Genomic DNA, 15,630 nt, shown 5'->3' with positions numbered 1-15,630 from the left:
GATCCAGATGCTTGAAATGCGATCCAGTTGTGAAAGTTGCCAGTGTTCCCTGGCGGCCGATGCAGAAGCCTATATCTGCTCCTATGAATGCACCTTCTGTGTGGACTGCTGCACCATCCATGCAAGCCGTTGCCCCAATTGTCAGGGTGAACTGGTGAAACGCCCCCGCCGTCAGGAGGCCAGTAATGAAAGCGGCTGAGCCAATGTCTCTGCCTGGCGGCGCAGGCTATACCTTGCCGGTCAACTGGTACTCGGCAGAAAGTGCCAGCGGATCGGTGATTTTAATGGCGGCACTAGGCATGGGGGCGCGTTTCTATCAGCCATTGGCGCAGGCATTACAGGCGGCCGGGTTGAACGTGGCCTTACTGGAACAACGGGGCCATGGCGACAGCCCCTGGCGCCCGTCGCATCACTGCGACTGGGGCTTTCGTGAGGCTTTGGTCAATGAAATACCTGTGGCGCTGGACTGGGTGAAAAGCCGTTCTTCGTCCTTGCCGGTTTATCTCATGGGACACTCTCTGGGCGGCCATTATTCTGCCATGGCGGCTGGTGTTTACGGTGAGCAAATAGACGGCATTATTCTGGCTGCCTGTGGCAGCCCCTGGCTGGGTGGCTTTACCGGTAAGACCCGCCGCAAGCTGAAAGTTCTTTGCGCCATGATCCCGCCTGCATCGGCGTTGTTGGGTTATTACCCTGGCGACAAATTGGGGTTTGGCGGTCGTGAAGCCAGAACCCTGATGCAAGACTGGCTGGCCCTGGCGAAAACCAACCGGTATCAGGCCAATGGCTTCAGCGACGACCTGGATTGTGGTATCGCGCAGTATAGTGGGCCGGTGTTGAGTCTGCGCATGGCGGATGATGCCTTTGCGCCGTCCGCGTCGGTGGAGGCGGTAAACGAAAAATTCATCGCAGCGACCGTGAGCAATGTGTTGCTGGATAAGCAGGCATTGAATGACCGTGCAGATCATTTTCGCTGGGCACGTTCTCCGGCGGCGGCGGTGAAAGAAATTGTCCGCTGGCATGAAAAAAACGGCGCAGAAAATAATAACGGCGGTCATAACATTTGACCCACACTATTTATTTTTTCATGTGATCCGCAATTAACTCACTAAAAGGATGCCCGTATGGCCATCGTCCTGCACCAATTCCCGATTTCCCACTATTGCGAAAAAGTGCGCTGGGCACTGGACTACAAAGGCGTGGATTACCGGGTGAAGAACCACCTGCCAGGCCTGCATTTGAAGAAGATGAAGGCGGTGGCGCCGTTCAGCAGTGTGCCGGTGCTGGAGCACGACGGGCACTACGTGCAAGATTCAGCGGCCATTATCAGCTATCTGGATACGCAGTTCCCGGCCCGCTCATTGACCCCGCAGAGCCAGGAGGAACGAGAAGAGGCGCTGCGCTGGGAAACGTTCTGCGACGACAATATTGGGCCGCACGTTCGCCGTTACTGTTATCACACCTTGCTGGACCACCCGAATTTGGTGATTCCCTTTTTTGCCAAGGGTGGGCCGTTCTGGGGGAAGGCATTTTTGCGGGCGATTTTCCCGAAATTACAGGGGCTGATGCGCAAGGGAATGCAAATCCGCGAGCCCCATGTCAGCGACAGCCGTGTGGCTCTGGAGCAGTCTATCCAGACCTTGTCACAGGCTTACCAGGGGCGCACCTACCTGGTGGGCGAGCAATTCTCGCGGGCAGACCTGGCGGCAGCCAGCTTGCTGGCGCCGCTATTTATGCCATCGGCGTACGGCCTGGACTGGCCTTCATCCATGCCTGAGCCCTTGCAAACCTGGGTGAACGGCCAGGCGGAACATCTTGCTCCTTATCGACGTTTTTATCAGGAGGAAAGGGGTTGATGCCCAACGCCTCCTATTCTGCATGAACCGCGCCGAGGGTAACCATGATGTGGACTGGTCCTAATCCAGCACCATGATGGCCTGGCCGGCATTGATTTGCTGGCCTTCCTGCCGAGTGAGGGCAGCAACCTTGCCTGTGGCGGGGGCGTAAATTTCTATTTCCATTTTCATGGATTCCAGTACCGCCACCACATCGCCTTCGTTCACGTTGTCGCCTTCCTGCACCTTCAGTTTCCAGATGCTGCCCGCCACCGGGGATTCCACGGGTGTGCCTTGCACATCGTCAGCGCCGTTGTCCGCGTCCAGATCCTGTTCTGACTGGAAGTTGATCTGGCCACTTTCCACCCAGCGTTGCAGTTCTTGATCAAATGCCTGATTGCGGGCATCGGTGAAGGTGGCGATATCCTGCTGGTTGTCATCGAGAAATTGCTGGTAGGCGTTCAGGCTGAACGTGGTCTCTTCCACCTGAATCGGGTACTGCCCCTTGGGAAAATCCCGGCGTATTTGCTTGAGTTCCTCGTGGCTGACTTCGTAGAAACGAATCTGGTCGAAGAAGCGAAGCAGCCAGGGCTGGTCAAACGCCTCTGTCTGGCGGTAGCGATTCCACATCTGCAGGGTGCGCCCGACAAACTGGTAGCCGCCGGGACCTTCCATGCCGTAGACGCACAGGTAGGCGCCGCCGATGCCCACGGAGTTTTCTGCCGTCCAGGTGCGGGCCGGGTTGTACTTGGTGGTGACCAGACGGTGTCGTGGCTCGTAGGGGGTTGCCACCGGGGCACCCAGATACACATCGCCAAGGCCCATCACTACATAGCTGGCGCTGAACAGGATCTTTTTGACCTCGTCCACGTTATCCAGCCCGTTGATGCGGCGAATAAATTCCAGGTTGGAGGGGCACCAGGGGGCATCCTTGCGTACGGACTGCATGTATTTTTCGATGGCCTGATGACAGGCCTCGTCATCCCAACTTAGTGGAATATGGACAATGCGTGAGGGCACTTCCAGGTCGTCCTGCTGCTGCAGGGCGTGCTCGGTATCGGCGAGTGTTTTCAGTAATGCGTGGCGCGGCAGGCGCAATGGATCGAAATGAATCTGCAGGGAGCGAATACCCGGTGTCAGTTCGATAACGCCATCCAGTTTTTGTTCTTCCAACCACAACATCAGGGCGTGGGCACGAAAGCGCAGGCGCAGGTCCAGTACCAGCGATCCATATTCCACCAGCAGATAACGATCCCCTGCGGCGCGGTAGACCACCTCCACACCGGCCTCGTCCGCCGACAGGGTATTGAGAACCGGTGTGGTGATGGCGGTGCTTTCCACCTGTTTCACCGGGGCAGTCATGGTGGCGACGCAGGCGTCCTGTTCTTCCGCCAGTGCATCCGCGTCTGCCAGACTGATGGCGTCGAACCGTAAGGTGTCCCCGGCTTTCAGCTGACCGAGTTTCCAGCGATCTGCCAGGACTACGGTGGCCGGGCAGACAAAGCCGCCGAGTGAGGGGCCGTCGGGGCCGAGGATCACCGGCATGTCTCCGGTGAAGTCCACCGTGCCCACCGCGTAGGCATTGTCGTGAATGTTGGACGGATGCATGCCGGCTTCGCCGCCGTCACTGCGCGCCCAGGTGGGCTTGGGACCTACCAGGCGAATACCGGTGCGGCTGGAGTTGTAATGCACCTGCCAGTCGGTGGAGAAGAACATGGCCATGTCGTCGTTGGTAAAAAAGTCCGGGGCGCCATGGGGGCCGTAAATAACGCGCAGGGTCCAGTGGTTGCCGAGCGCTGGCTTGAGGGAGTCTGGCACGGTTACTGAGGCCGGTGTCGGCGCTGCTTCCTGAAAATGCAGAACATCGCCGGTGCGCAGGGCGCGGCCACCATGGCCGCCAAACTGTCCCAGGGTGAAGGTACTGCGCGAGCCCAGATAGGGCGTGCACTGCAGGCCGCCGGCCACGGCCAGATAGGCGCGTGCCCCTTCGCCGCTGACTTTGCCAAGCTTTAAGGTCTGGCCGGCCAGGACCTCAATAGAGCGATAACCGGGAACCGGTTGATCATCCAGTGTGGCTTGCATGTCCGCACCGGTGAGGGCGATGCGGGTGGCCTGGTTGAATTTCAGCGTGGGGCCATTGAGGGTGAATTCGAGTCCGGCGGCGTTTTCTTCGTTTCCAAGCAGGCGGTTGCCCAGGCGGAAACTGAGATTGTCGAACGGCCCGGACGGCGGCACGCCCACGGGCCAGTAGCCGCTGCGGCCAGGGTAGTCCTGCACGGTGGTGAGTGTGCCGCCGGCCAGCACGTCCATGGTGAACGGCTGATAGCGGAAATCGTTCAGGTAGCGGGTGGTCATTTTACCCTGGGAAAAAATCGGGTCGGCCAGAATGGCACGGATGTAATCCCGGTTGGTTTCAATGCCTTCGATGCCGGTTTCTGCGAGGGTGTTGTTCAATGCCGCCAGAGCAGCATCGCGGCTGGCTTCGTGAACGATCACTTTGGCCAGCATGGGATCGAACAGGGGGGACACCGTCAGTCCGGCTTCCACCCAGTGATCAATGCGGCGCGATTGCCCGTCTGCATCAGGGAACTGCACGGCGGTAAGCAATCCAGCGCTGGGCTGGAAATCCTTGTTCGGATCCTCCGCGTAAATCCGCGCCTGGATAGCGTGGCCACAGGCGGTCAGGTCCGGGCCGAGTCGATCCAGCGCGGGCAGTTCCCGGGCGGCCAGTTGCACCATCCATTCCACCAGGTCAACGCCATATACCTGTTCGGTGACACCGTGCTCTACCTGCAGGCGGGTATTCACTTCCAGAAAATAAAAGGCGTTGCTGTCCTGGTCGAGAATAAATTCCACGGTGCCGGCGTTACGATAATGAACGGCTTCCATGAGGGTTTTTGCGGTGGCATGCAAGTCTGCGCGCACCGCATCTGGCAGGTTGGGCGCGGGGGTTTCTTCGAGCACCTTCTGGTGGCGACGCTGGGCAGAGCAATCCCGTTCGCCCAGGGTGATAGCGTTGCCTTGGCCATCGCCGAAAACCTGCACTTCGATATGGCGAGCACGGGCGATATATTTTTCGATGAAGACGCCGTCGTTGGAAAAATTATTGGCACTTAGGCGCCGAACCGTATCCCAGGCTTTGTCCAGGCTGGCCGCGTTTTCGCAGACCTGCATGCCGATGCCGCCACCGCCGGCGGTACTCTTCAACATGATCGGGTAGCCGATGCTGTCGGCGGCGTTTAGCGCGGCGTCTTTATCGGTGAGCAGTGGGGTGCCAGAAAGTAACGGGACACCGGTATCTGCCGCCAGGGCGCGGGCGGTATGTTTCAGCCCGAAGGTGTTCATCTGTTCCGGTGTGGGCCCGATAAAGGCAATGCCCCGTGCTTCGCAACCTTTGACAAAATCCGGGTTTTCACTAAGAAAACCGTAGCCGGGGTGCACCGCATCCACGTTGTGCTCTTCCATCAAGGCGAACAGGGCATCCTGATTCAGGTAGGTATCCCGGGCGCTGCCGTCGCCAAGACAGTAGCTTTCATCGGCCTGGGTGACGTGCAGGGAGTCCCGGTCGGCTTCGGCGAAAACGGCCACGGCGGTGATGCCCATTTTCTTCAGGGTACGGATAACACGGGTGGCAATGGCTCCGCGGTTGGCAATCAGCACTTTGTTGAACATGAGAGTGTCTCTTGGCGGTAGCGGGCCGTCCCGCTATGAATTCTTGCGCTGTATCCGGGTCGTCCCGGCAGGCGCGATCAATCGTTCCAGATCAGTACTTCAATTGGTGTCGGGTTGTAGCCGTTGCAGGGGTTGTTCAGTTGCGGGCAGTTGGAAATCAGGATGACCACATCCATGCAGGCGGTCAGCTCCACATATTTTCCTGGTGCGGAAATGCCGTCCTCGAAGGTGAGGCCGCCGTCGGCGGTGACCGGCACATTCATGAAGAAGTTGATGTTATGGGTGATGTCACGTTTGCCCAGAGAAAATTCCGGATGCTGGTTAACGGCGAGCATCCAGCTGTCACGGCAGGCATGCATGCAGCGCTTTTCCAGATCGTAACGCACGGTATTGCTTTCCGTAGCACAGGCGCCCCCCAGGGTGTCGTGACGACCGCAGGTGTCGGCCACGATTTTCAGCAGCGGGTTTATCCGGTTGGACATCAGCGTGGTGCCGGCGGTGAGGTAGACATTGCCCTGTTCGCGGATGGTGTCCATGGCACTGTAGCGTTCTCCCGGGTCAGCGGCGCTGTAGAACAGGGTGTCGGCGGCCTGGTTGCCTTGCAGATCCAGCAAACGCACGGTCTGGCCCTGCTTCACGGTATGAATGAAGTAATCACCTGCCGCCACCACTTCGCGAAAACTGGCCTGGTTCGGTTCACGTTGGCTTTCTTTGATCATGTGTTTTCCCTTGTTGCGTGATGCTTGTTACGTGCGGCGGGCCTTACATGCCCAGGTGATAAAGTCGGTTGTTCTCGAAGGCGCGGGTATTTTCCGGACGAAAATTCTTGCAGTAATCATCGTCGGACACCGGTGGTGCTTTGAACATTTCGATACCTACCGGCTTCATCGGGTAATCCTTCGCAGGATTGAGCGGATGGGGGCAGCTGTTCAGGATGACCAGGGTGTCCATTTCAAAACGCAGGGTGAGACTGGCCCCGGCTTTGGCCGCAGATGAATCGAATATCAGGTTGCCGTCTTTATCGGTGGCGACTTTGGAAAAAAGATTCAGATTGGCGGCCATGTCCCGTTCGGTGAGGCCGTATTTCGCCAGCTCCGTAAGGAAGCTTTGTTCGCCGCTCAGGGTCCACTGGTTGTGATGGTCCTGATAGGTTCTTACCGGATATTTTTCCTGTAGTTTTTTTTCGCTGAGTGTTCCGCACACGGACTCATGCCAGCCGAAGTCGTCTTCCACAATGGACGCAAATACCCGGCCCATGTCGGAATACAGGCAGTTGCCCCGGGTCAGTTTGAAGGTGTGTTGGCCTTTCAGGGTGTCGGGGGCGTTGTAGCGTTCCAGCAGGTCTTCCGGGTTGTACATCAACAGGCCCAGGTTGGCGCCGCCTTCCAAATCTGTAAAACGCAGTTGCATGCCCCGGCGTACCCGCAGCGACCAGTGGGCACTGCCGGGCAAGGTGGTTTGGTAGAGAGGCTCGTCATGGAGAGAATTCGTCGTCATGGTGATCACCTTAAAAGCTGTCGATGGCGCGGCTGGTGTTGTCCACGCTTTCGTTAATGGAGGTGAGGGTGCCGGTCTGGCAGTCGCCCACAGGCAGGTCATAGGTCACGCGGGCGCCATAGGCTCCGGGGGCTTGCGGGTCCAGGCGGGGTTTGTCGAATACCCACAGGCGGGTGCCCAGATAGAAGCCTTCGTTGATGTCATGGGTGATCATGAACACGGTGAGCTTTTGTTCTTTCCACAGGGACAGCACCAGCTTGTGCATGTCGGCACGGATGCCCGGGTCCAGAGCGCCGAAAGGCTCGTCCAATAGCAGGATGCGGGGTTTTTTGATCAGTGCCTGGGCGATGGCCAGGCGTTGTTGCATGCCGCCGGACAGTTCGTGGGGGTACTTGTCAGCGGCGTGGCTGAGGCCGACGCTGTCGAGCATTTCCAGTGCCTGCTTTTTCAGTTGCCTGTGGCGCTTTCCAAAACTGAAACCCAGCCAGCGGTTATGTTGCAGTTCGCCGCCGAGCATGACGTTTTCCACCGCAGTGAGGTGGCTGAGTACGGAGTAACGCTGGAACACGACGCCACGGCTTTCATCCGGCTCGGCTGGCAGCGGTTTGCCATCCAGCAATAGCGAACCACGGGTGGTTTGTTCGGTGCCCAACAGCAACTTCAGAAAAGTGGTCTTGCCGCAGCCGGAGGCGCCGACGATGGTGATAAATTCGCCTTCTTCCACCGTGGTGTTGAGCCGTTCCAGCACAACCTGGTCGCCGTACTCTTTCCACAGGTTTTTCATTTCGATAATCGCCATTATCCCTGCCCTCCCTGAAAACCCTGCTGGTGGAACCAGGGGTAGCGCCAGTGGGAATAGCGGTTGAGCAGAAAATCGATAGCGAACGCCAGCAGGGTGATCCACACCACGTAGGGAAGAATCACATCCATGGCCAGGTAGCGGCGTACCAGGAAGATCCGGTAGCCCAGCCCTTCCGTGGCGGCGATGGCTTCGGCGGCAATCAGAAACAGCCAGGCTGGGCCCAGTGACAGACGCACGGCGCTGATCAGCCGTGGCATCAGTTGTGGCCACACCAGGCGAGTAATGATTTGCCAGGTGTTGGCGCCCAGCGTCTGCATCTTGATGATTTGTTCGCTGGGAATTTCCAGTGCCCGTTGTTGCAGGTCGCGGATTAAAAACGGCGTGATGCCGATGATGATCAGCATCACTTTGGCCAGTTCGCCCAATCCGAAAATAATGAACAGCACGGGCAGAATCGCCATGGGAGGAACCAGGGATAACCCGGTGACCAGTGGCGACAGGGTGGAACGAATATAGGGAATGGTGCCGTTGCCGATGCCGACAACCAAAGCTGCCAGGGCACTAATGGCTACGCCGATGCCAAGCCGTTGCAAGCTGGCCAGGGTGTCGGCCCAGAGCAGGTAGTCGCCAGTGCGTTTGCTGGGTTCAAACCCCATGCGCTGGATGGCGTCCACAAAGCTGTTGAGCGGGGGCAGCAATTTGTCGTTGGGGTTGTCTGCCAGCCGTGCATCAGAGGCAAGCATGTAGAGCACCAGTAGCAAGGCGAAGGGCAGCAGCCCCAGTGCCCAGCGGCCCACATTTCCCGGCTGGCGATTAATCAGTTTCTTCATGGCAGTTCCCGGTGATTGATGTCGCGCTCAGGCCTCACGCAACACGCGGCATTTATGATGCGTGCCGCGTGAGGCGTGCTGCGGGCAGGGGGCTACAATTTCCCTTCAGCCGCCATGGCCATGTAATCCGGGATGAAGCGCAGCTGCACATTGCTGTCGCTGCCATAGATGCCGGCCGGGGTTTCGATACCGACAAAGCCGGCATCCGGTGCGCCCTCACCGAGCAAGCCGTGCTGGAAAGAAAACTCCGCCACTTTCTGCATGGTGTCTTTCAGCTCAGCACTGTTAACGAAAGCAACGGCTTCGCTGGGCTGGTAGAACATGCGGGTGGACGCCAATTGCGCTTCGTAGCCGGCCAGGTCGGTGCCGGAGGCTTTGCCCATGAAGGTGCGGGCCGCTTTGCCGGCATCATTGTCGGCAGACATGGTGGCCATGATTTCGTACCAGGCACCGGTGAGGGCTTTGCCGAAATCCGGGTTGGCGTTGAGGGTCTCCGTGTTAACGACCATCAGGTCGATGATCTCGCCAGGAATTTCCGAGGAGTCGAACACCTTGTGGCTGTTCGGCATGCGGGTGATTTCGCTGAGCAACGGATTCCAGGTGGCCACGGCAGTGACGTCATCACTGGTGTAGGCAGACACCAGGTCGGCGTCGGAGGTGTTCACCACGGTCAGGTCTCTTTCGCTCAGCCCCACGGTTTCCAGTGCCCGGGCCAGCATGTAGTGAGAAACAGACAATTCCACCAGGTTCACGTCCTGGCCCTTGATGTCAGCCAGCGTGTCAGCGCCTTTCAGCACAACGCCGTCATTGCCGTTGGAAAAATCGCCGACGATAAGGGCTGTGGAATCCACGCCGCCGGCGGCGGGAATGGTCAGGGCGTCCATGTTGGTCATGGCACAACCGTCGTAGGCGCCGGCGGTGTACTGGTTGATGGATTCCACGTAGTCGTTGATCTGCACCACGTCGATGTCGATGTCGTACTTGTCGGCCCATTTATCCACGATTTTCTGCTGGGCGCCGTAATCCCACGGCATCCAGCCCACATAGATGGACCAGCATATGCTGAAGGAATCTTTAGCCAGCGCGGTGACCGGCGTGAGTGAGGTGAACAGGGCAAGCGCTGCAACGGCAGCGGTCTTTCGTACGGAACGGGTCATGGTGGAGCTCCTTGGCTACGGACGATGAGGAATCCAATGACAAGGTTGTCATCGTGTCCTCCCGGGCTTTTGTCCCGCCGTGTAACCCCCCTGCCGATAGACGTTGTTGCGGGTCTATCGGCGCCAAGAAGGTCGACTGCTCTCGGACCAGGCATCGGCTGCTGACGCAGTCGACCGGAACCCTAGCGGTCTATTGGTGCACATTGTGTTGAGTCGGGAGCCTCTGAAAGACCTTGCATGCAAGGTGTCATTTAGAGGCTCCCTAATGGCAACAAGGCCATTCGATTCCTCTTGCGTAACAAAGCAAAGGGAGTGCCAAGATGGGCCTGGCGAGGAGGGGAAAAGGCGTGCGTCCGCGCGAGCCGTGGGCTGAGGCGAAAGCGGGAGAAAGAAAAGGGGGGTAGTGTGTGTGAGGAGGATGACCATGCCGGTACCTGAATGGGTGCCGGCATGGTGCGTGGTGCGCGGTGATGCGCAATTCTGGTGCGGGTGATTATTCCTCGTGTTCCAGGAAGTCGACCAGTGCTTGCCAGCTTATCTGGTCCGCATGGGCGCTGTAGGCCAGCGGCATTTCAAAGCGTTTGCCGGCGGCATCTGCCCCCGGGTTGGTGAAGCTGTGTTTCACACCGGGAAAGCTGAGTAGCTGGAAATCTGCGCCAGCGGTGGTCATCTCGCTGACAAAACCGCTGACCTGTTCTGCGGGTACCATGGGGTCCGCCTGGCCGGTGGCGACCAGCACGCGGGCCTTGATGTCGCCGGCCTTGGCCGGGTTCTCTGTGCCCAGGCTACCGTGGAAGCTGGCTACCCCGGCCAGGTCGGTCCCCCGACGGGCCTGTTCCAGCACCACCGCCCCGCCAAAACAGTAGCCAATGGCAAACAGGCGGCCCGGCGCTACCTGCTGCTGTTTGAGCATCATGGTGCGGGCGGCCTGGAAGCGGGCGTTCATGGCTTGCGGGTCGGCCAGGGCGGTTTCCATGAAGCTTTTGGCGTCTTTGGGGTGGGTGGCGACTTCGCCGGTGCCGTACATGTCCACGGCCAGTGCGGTGTAACCCGCTTCAGCCAGCATGCGGGCGCGGTTACGGGCATAGTCGTTCAGGCCCCACCACTCGTGCACCACGATCACCCCGGGGCCAGGGTCTTTCTGGTCATCGTTGAGGTACATGATGCCTTTGCCCAGGCCGTCCGGCAGGGTGACTTCGGTTTCAATAATATCGGCGGAGCTGGTCTGGCCAGCGACAATCAGGGATACCAGCAGGAAAAACCGTTTCATAGACCTGTCCTTGGATGTGCCATAAGGGTGCCATAAGGCGGGTTATTTATTCTGCCAGACCCAGCGTAGTGGTTCGCCGAAGTCGTCATAAACCAGTTTGCGCTGCGGTCGGGCATTCAAGCGTTGCCGGCGGGGCTTGTGCTTGCGTGCATCAATAGTGGCTGCTACCTGGCTCAGGTCAGTGCGTTGCGCCTGACGTGGGCCATTGAACAGCACCGTCTGGTGGCCTTTGCCGGAGACTGCATCGGCGCCACTCACCCCGTTTGGCACTTCACTAATGGACCCGCCTTCGGAGAGAAAGCGTTCCATGTCGCGTTCCAGGCGATACCGTTGTTGTTCCTTGCTGTTACGAACTTTCACGGGACTCATCGGGGCTGATGGGTTGATCGATCACAATAGCAGGCTCATATGAACGCTGCCACCACGGTGGCTAGTCCGTCTGGCCTTGAGAGCCGGGCAGCGCTTGCCGGATGGCCGCTTCCAGCTTGCCGCCCAGAGGCTTTTCCGCCGCGGGGAAATGGATGATGCCGTCGCCGCTGGCGGGTACCAGGTATTTGTTGAAGTTCCACCCGGGCTCGCCGGCCGCCTGGTTCAACGCCTGGAACACCGGGTTGGCGGCATCGCCCTTGACCTGACTGGTGGCAGCCATGGGGAAGCTGACGCCGTAGTTCACATAGCAGACGCTGGCGGTATCGGCCTCATCGTCCAGTTCCTGGCGGAAGTCGTCGGAGGGGAAGCCGATGATGACCAGGCCTTGTTCACGGTAAGTCTGGTATAGCGCTTCCAGGCCCTTGAACTGTGGGGTGTAGCCGCACTGGCTGGCCGTATTGACGACCAGTGTCAGTTTGCCCGCTGTAAGGGCGCACAAATCCAGCTCGCTGCTGGCGTGCAGCTTGCGCACGGAGGCATCCAGCGCCGGGGCGCAGGCTGAGTCGGCGCCTGCCAGCGGGGGTGTAAGCAAGGGAGCCAGCAGGGCAAGCGTGGTAAGGGCATGGCGCAGGGGGCAGGGCATGCAGGGTGTCCTTTGTTTACGTCAGCGGGATTGCCGGAACGTTCGATATTGAGAGTATCGCGAAGACCGGTCAAGGCAACGCGAAGGGTCGCTCCCGGCCTTGATGGGGTTTCCTGTTCACCGCATCAGGCGCCCGCCAGCGCTATCCACCGCTATCCACAAGCCCGCTATTTGGCCGCCAGTGCGGGAGTGTCGAACACCACCTGGCTCAGGCCGTGGCGCATGAAGGTGCGAATGTTGGCGTGGTCGCTGCCGTCCGGGTTGCCCAGTACATGCTCGCGGTAAAAATGGCCGAAGCAGGCCAGGGTCTGCGCATCGGAAAGCGTCTGGAGTTTGGCGAAGGCAAAAATCTTGCACGAGCCTTCATTGGTGCCGGCTTCGTTACGCACACTGTCATCGCCCTCACCATTGATGAAGGTGGCCGGGGTGTAGTGGTAGTGCTCGGCAATGACGGCTTGTACCGCGTCGAAAGTGACGCTTTCGGGGGCGCTGTTCAGGGTGTCCAGCAAGGTGCTTAGGGAGGTGCTCATGGGGGAGTCCTGTGCGATGTAAAGCGCTGCAGGATAGCGCCAACCCTGCACAGAGTCACGGTTGGCGCGGGGGGTTATGTTTACTGCACAGCGGAATCTTTAGGCAGAACCATGCCGGTGCTTTGCAGCGGGCTACAGTTCTTGATGACCACTTTCCCTTCCAGCATGTTGCCACGGGAATATTCCCGGAAAATGCACTCGTTGGTTTCCGGGTTGTAGTTTTCGATCCACAGGTTGTCATCTTTCCAGGTGGCGCTGATGTGGTACTGCTCTTCAGGCACGGTGATATGCATGGTGCCGCCAAAGCGTTTTACGAAGACCTGCTGAAGCCAGAAGTAGTAGGCGATGGTGGCGGCCAGCCAGATGATCACAGCAATAATCAGCGCGGGCTTCCATTTTCCCAGCCGTACGCCCAGACCGAACAGCGTACCAATGACCAATGCTGCCACCAGGAACCAATAAAGATAGGTCACCATAATTGCATCCTTGTCGCTTGAGGTTTGTTGTAATGGCGCTTAAGTGCGCGCAGTGTCTCTGGCATCATACCAGCCATCGCAGGGGTGGGTGTAAAACCATGCAACAGTGGTGGGTGTATATGGTGGAGTGTGCGGACCGGTCATTGTATACCGGGATCAGCACCGAACCGGCACGCCGGTTTCACGAGCACAACACCAGCCCGAAAGGGGCGCGCTATACCCGGGCCCGCCGTCCGGTGCGACCGGTGTTGCTACTGCCGGGGGGCGACAGGGCCTCCGCCAGTCAGCTGGAGGCACGGATAAAACGGTTAAGCCGCCGCGACAAACAACGGTTGCTGGCGGCCCTGCAAGCAGAAAAACGGCAGCGGCCGCTGTCGGTCTGGATCGAGACGCTCAGAGAGCCGTGACGATTCTGACAACACAAACACCATCAAGGAGACCGGATCGATGACAAAGACACTGACCGCGCGGACGATGCCGCGCATGGCCACGGTGTGGCGCAGCGCCATGCTGGTATTGCTGGCAGGCTGGTTGAGCGGCTGTGGCATCAACAACATTCCTACCTATGACGAGCAGGTCAAAGCGGCCTGGTCCCAGGTGGAAAACCAGTACCAGCGCCGTGCCGACCTGATTCCCAACCTGGTCAACACGGTCAAGGGCTATGCCAGCCACGAGCAGGAAGTATTGGTGGACGTGACCCAGGCCCGGGCCAAGGTGGGTTCCATCCAGGTGGATGGCAACATGCTCAATAATCCAGAAAAACTGAAGCAGTTCGAGCAGGCCCAGCGTCAGCTTGGCTCCGCCCTGCAGCGTTTGATGGTGGTGGCAGAACGCTACCCGGATTTGAAGGCCAACCAGAACTTCCTGGCCCTGCAATCGCAGCTGGAAGGCACGGAAAACCGCATCAGTGTGGCGCGCCGGGATTACATCGCTGCGGTGCAGCAATACAACACGGAAATCCGCACCTTCCCCGGTCGCCTGTGGCACAGCTTCCTGTACAGCGACATGGAACCGCGTGACACCTATGAAGCCACCGCCGAAGACGCGGACCAGGCTCCCTCCGTGAACTTTAACTAGGGCAGGGTTTAATGCGCTATTTCGCACTGATTGTTCTGCTGCTCAGCACCTCGCTGTGGGCGGCGCCGGAGTTTCCGGCGCTGTCCGGCCGGGTGGTCGATGAAGCGGGGTTGCTGACCCCCGCCCAGACCCGGAGCCTCACCCAGGCCCTGGCCGCCGCAGAACAGAACACGTCCAATCAGCTGGTGGTGGTTACCCTGCCCGATCTGCAGGGCTACGACATTGCCGATTATGGCTATCAACTGGGCCGTGAATGGGGCATCGGCAGCAAAGAGAACGACAATGGCGTGCTACTGATCGTCGCGCCCAATGATCGCAAGGTGCGCATTGAAGTGGGCTACGGTCTGGAAGGTGTCCTCACGGATGCGCTTTCCAGTGTTATCGTCCAGCAGGAAATCCTGCCGGCTTTCCGTCAAGGCCAGTTCTATGGCGGCATTCAGGCGGGGGTAACCAGCATCCAGGCAGCGATCAAGGGCGAGTACCAGGGTGAACAGCAACCCCGGCAGAAAGTGTCCAGCGGCAAGGCATTGCTGATTCTCTGCGTCATGATCGTGCTCACCTTCCTGCTCTCCTTTGGGGGCGGCGGTGGCCGTGGCGGTCGTCGTGGTGGCCTGATGTTCCTGCCCATGGGAATGGGCGCCGGAGGTTTCGGCGGTGGCGGTTTTGGTGGCGGCGGCTTCGGCGGCGGCGGTGGTGGTTTTGGAGGCGGTGGCGCCTCGGGAGGTTGGTAATGTTGTTGGATAACACTGCACAGGATGCACTGGCCCGCGCCATCAGCGAACAGGAGGCCCGCACCGATGCGGAAATGGTAACCGTGCTGGCCCGGCAGGCCGACGATTACCGTTACGTAACGGTCATGTGGGCGGCGCTGTTATCGTTGCTGGTGCCGGCGGTACTGTTGTTCCTGCCCGTGTGGCTGACTCCGTTTGAAGCCTTGCTGCTGCAGTGGGGCGTGTTGCTGGTGCTGGCGGTGCTGTTCCGGGTGAAACCAATCCAGTTCCGGCTGGTGCCCCGGCGTTTGCAGCAAGCCCGCGCCGCCAGTCTGGCGCGCCAGGCGTTTCTGCAGCAGGGGCTGCATCGCACCAAGGGAGCCACCGGCGTGCTGATCTTTGTCAGCGAGGCTGAGCATTATGTGGAGATCCTTGCGGATCAGGGGATTGCCCAGCATGTGCCGGACAGCGAGTGGCAAAGCATGGTGGATGCCTTTATCGCGCACCTGAAACGCGGTGACGTGGCGAAGGGGTTCCAGGAGTGCGTGGCCGCTTGTGGCGATAAACTGGCTGCTCATGTGCCCGCCACTGAGCAGAAAAACGAATTGCCCAATCATCTGGTTATTCTCTGATTTCGGGTAATGTTCAAGAAGGGGCCATGTGGCCCACTGCTGTCCCACAGTTGAGGGACAAATGAAAAAGCCTGAACCGAACTGGTTACAATGATTCTGCGAGGAAAACATTGTGATCAGGGAGGTTCAG

Annotated in this window: 18 protein-coding genes and 1 riboswitch; of the genes, 7 read left to right on the top strand and 11 right to left on the bottom strand. The window is 59.1% G+C overall.

The genetic code is table 11. The features are described 5' to 3' along the window. Positions 1 to 7: 7 nt before the first annotated feature. The 3 genes from COA55_RS11215 to COA55_RS11205 are packed head-to-tail and all read left to right on the top strand — an operon-like array spanning position 8 to position 1,856. Positions 8 to 199, top strand: a complete 192-nt coding sequence (locus tag COA55_RS11215; RefSeq protein ID WP_039926291.1) for a DUF1272 domain-containing protein — start codon at positions 8 to 10, stop codon at positions 197 to 199. Next, positions 186 to 1,067, top strand: a complete 882-nt coding sequence (locus COA55_RS11210) for an alpha/beta fold hydrolase (RefSeq protein ID WP_290502220.1) — start codon at positions 186 to 188, stop codon at positions 1,065 to 1,067. Before COA55_RS11215 ends, COA55_RS11210 begins: the two co-directional genes overlap by 14 nt. Before the next feature lie 57 nt (positions 1,068 to 1,124). Next, a complete protein-coding gene (locus COA55_RS11205) occupies positions 1,125 to 1,856 on the top strand; it encodes a glutathione S-transferase family protein (protein WP_290502218.1) in 732 nt (243 codons plus the stop codon). 60 nt (positions 1,857 to 1,916) lie between these two features. Here the strand turns inward: COA55_RS11205 and uca are convergent, their stop codons facing one another. The 11 genes from uca to COA55_RS11150 all read right to left on the bottom strand — a co-directional run bounded on the left by uca (position 1,917) and on the right by COA55_RS11150 (position 13,081). After that, positions 1,917 to 5,507: an urea carboxylase gene (gene uca, locus COA55_RS11200; protein ID WP_290502216.1), complete on the bottom strand. Its 3,591-nt coding sequence runs from the start codon at positions 5,505 to 5,507 to the stop codon at positions 1,917 to 1,919. Positions 5,508 to 5,584: 77 nt separating this feature from the next. After that, positions 5,585 to 6,226, bottom strand: coding sequence for an urea amidolyase associated protein UAAP2 (locus COA55_RS11195; RefSeq protein ID WP_063518973.1), 642 nt, complete (start codon positions 6,224 to 6,226; stop codon positions 5,585 to 5,587). Between the two features lie 43 nt (positions 6,227 to 6,269). Continuing rightward, complete coding sequence (locus tag COA55_RS11190; RefSeq protein ID WP_290502215.1) at positions 6,270 to 7,004, bottom strand: urea amidolyase associated protein UAAP1; 735 nt, start codon at positions 7,002 to 7,004, stop codon at positions 6,270 to 6,272. A 10-nt stretch (positions 7,005 to 7,014) separates the two neighbouring features. Beyond that, entirely contained in the window at positions 7,015 to 7,803 is a 789-nt protein-coding gene (locus tag COA55_RS11185; protein ID WP_063518975.1) for an ABC transporter ATP-binding protein, read from the bottom strand. Then, on the bottom strand, positions 7,803 to 8,636 hold the full coding sequence (locus tag COA55_RS11180) for an ABC transporter permease subunit (RefSeq protein WP_290502213.1): 834 nt from the start codon (positions 8,634 to 8,636) through the stop codon (positions 7,803 to 7,805). The genes COA55_RS11185 and COA55_RS11180 overlap by 1 nt, the downstream gene beginning before the upstream one ends. A 92-nt stretch (positions 8,637 to 8,728) precedes the next feature. Then, a complete protein-coding gene (locus COA55_RS11175) occupies positions 8,729 to 9,793 on the bottom strand; it encodes a putative urea ABC transporter substrate-binding protein (protein WP_290502212.1) in 1,065 nt (354 codons plus the stop codon). 56 nt (positions 9,794 to 9,849) lie between these two features. Beyond that, a riboswitch (guanidine-I (ykkC/yxkD leader) is annotated at positions 9,850 to 9,990 on the bottom strand. A 296-nt stretch (positions 9,991 to 10,286) separates the two neighbouring features. Next, positions 10,287 to 11,063 (bottom strand): dienelactone hydrolase family protein, encoded by a 777-nt coding sequence (locus COA55_RS11170; RefSeq protein WP_290502210.1) that lies wholly within the window; start codon positions 11,061 to 11,063, stop codon positions 10,287 to 10,289. Between the two features lie 42 nt (positions 11,064 to 11,105). Further along, positions 11,106 to 11,432 carry a hypothetical protein gene (locus COA55_RS11165; RefSeq protein ID WP_231880494.1) on the bottom strand — a complete coding sequence of 109 codons (327 nt, stop codon included), beginning with the start codon at positions 11,430 to 11,432 and terminating at the stop codon, positions 11,106 to 11,108. A 61-nt stretch (positions 11,433 to 11,493) separates the two neighbouring features. Beyond that, positions 11,494 to 12,075 carry a glutathione peroxidase gene (locus COA55_RS11160; RefSeq protein ID WP_063518980.1) on the bottom strand — a complete coding sequence of 194 codons (582 nt, stop codon included), beginning with the start codon at positions 12,073 to 12,075 and terminating at the stop codon, positions 11,494 to 11,496. Positions 12,076 to 12,242: 167 nt separating this feature from the next. Further along, positions 12,243 to 12,605, bottom strand: a complete 363-nt coding sequence (locus COA55_RS11155) for a HopJ type III effector protein (RefSeq protein ID WP_063521480.1) — start codon at positions 12,603 to 12,605, stop codon at positions 12,243 to 12,245. Positions 12,606 to 12,685: 80 nt separating this feature from the next. Continuing rightward, positions 12,686 to 13,081 (bottom strand): hypothetical protein, encoded by a 396-nt coding sequence (locus tag COA55_RS11150; RefSeq protein WP_063521471.1) that lies wholly within the window; start codon positions 13,079 to 13,081, stop codon positions 12,686 to 12,688. Between the two features lie 98 nt (positions 13,082 to 13,179). On the opposite strand from COA55_RS11150, the gene COA55_RS11145 reads away from it, so the two are divergent. The 4 genes from COA55_RS11145 to COA55_RS11130 are packed head-to-tail and all read left to right on the top strand — an operon-like array spanning position 13,180 to position 15,500. Further along, complete coding sequence (locus COA55_RS11145; RefSeq protein ID WP_290502208.1) at positions 13,180 to 13,488, top strand: GIY-YIG nuclease family protein; 309 nt, start codon at positions 13,180 to 13,182, stop codon at positions 13,486 to 13,488. Between the two features lie 40 nt (positions 13,489 to 13,528). Next, positions 13,529 to 14,158 carry a LemA family protein gene (locus tag COA55_RS11140; protein WP_290502207.1) on the top strand — a complete coding sequence of 210 codons (630 nt, stop codon included), beginning with the start codon at positions 13,529 to 13,531 and terminating at the stop codon, positions 14,156 to 14,158. Between the two features lie 11 nt (positions 14,159 to 14,169). Continuing rightward, positions 14,170 to 14,889 (top strand): TPM domain-containing protein, encoded by a 720-nt coding sequence (locus COA55_RS11135; protein ID WP_290502205.1) that lies wholly within the window; start codon positions 14,170 to 14,172, stop codon positions 14,887 to 14,889. Then, on the top strand, positions 14,889 to 15,500 hold the full coding sequence (locus tag COA55_RS11130) for a TPM domain-containing protein (RefSeq protein WP_063538149.1): 612 nt from the start codon (positions 14,889 to 14,891) through the stop codon (positions 15,498 to 15,500). Before COA55_RS11135 ends, COA55_RS11130 begins: the two co-directional genes overlap by 1 nt. Positions 15,501 to 15,630 lie beyond the last annotated feature (130 nt).

This window comes from Alcanivorax sp., assembly GCF_002733835.1.
GTDB lineage: Bacteria > Pseudomonadota > Gammaproteobacteria > Pseudomonadales > Alcanivoracaceae > Alcanivorax.
Note: the sequence above shows the minus strand (reverse complement) of the source record. Positions and strands in the feature narration are given on the sequence as shown.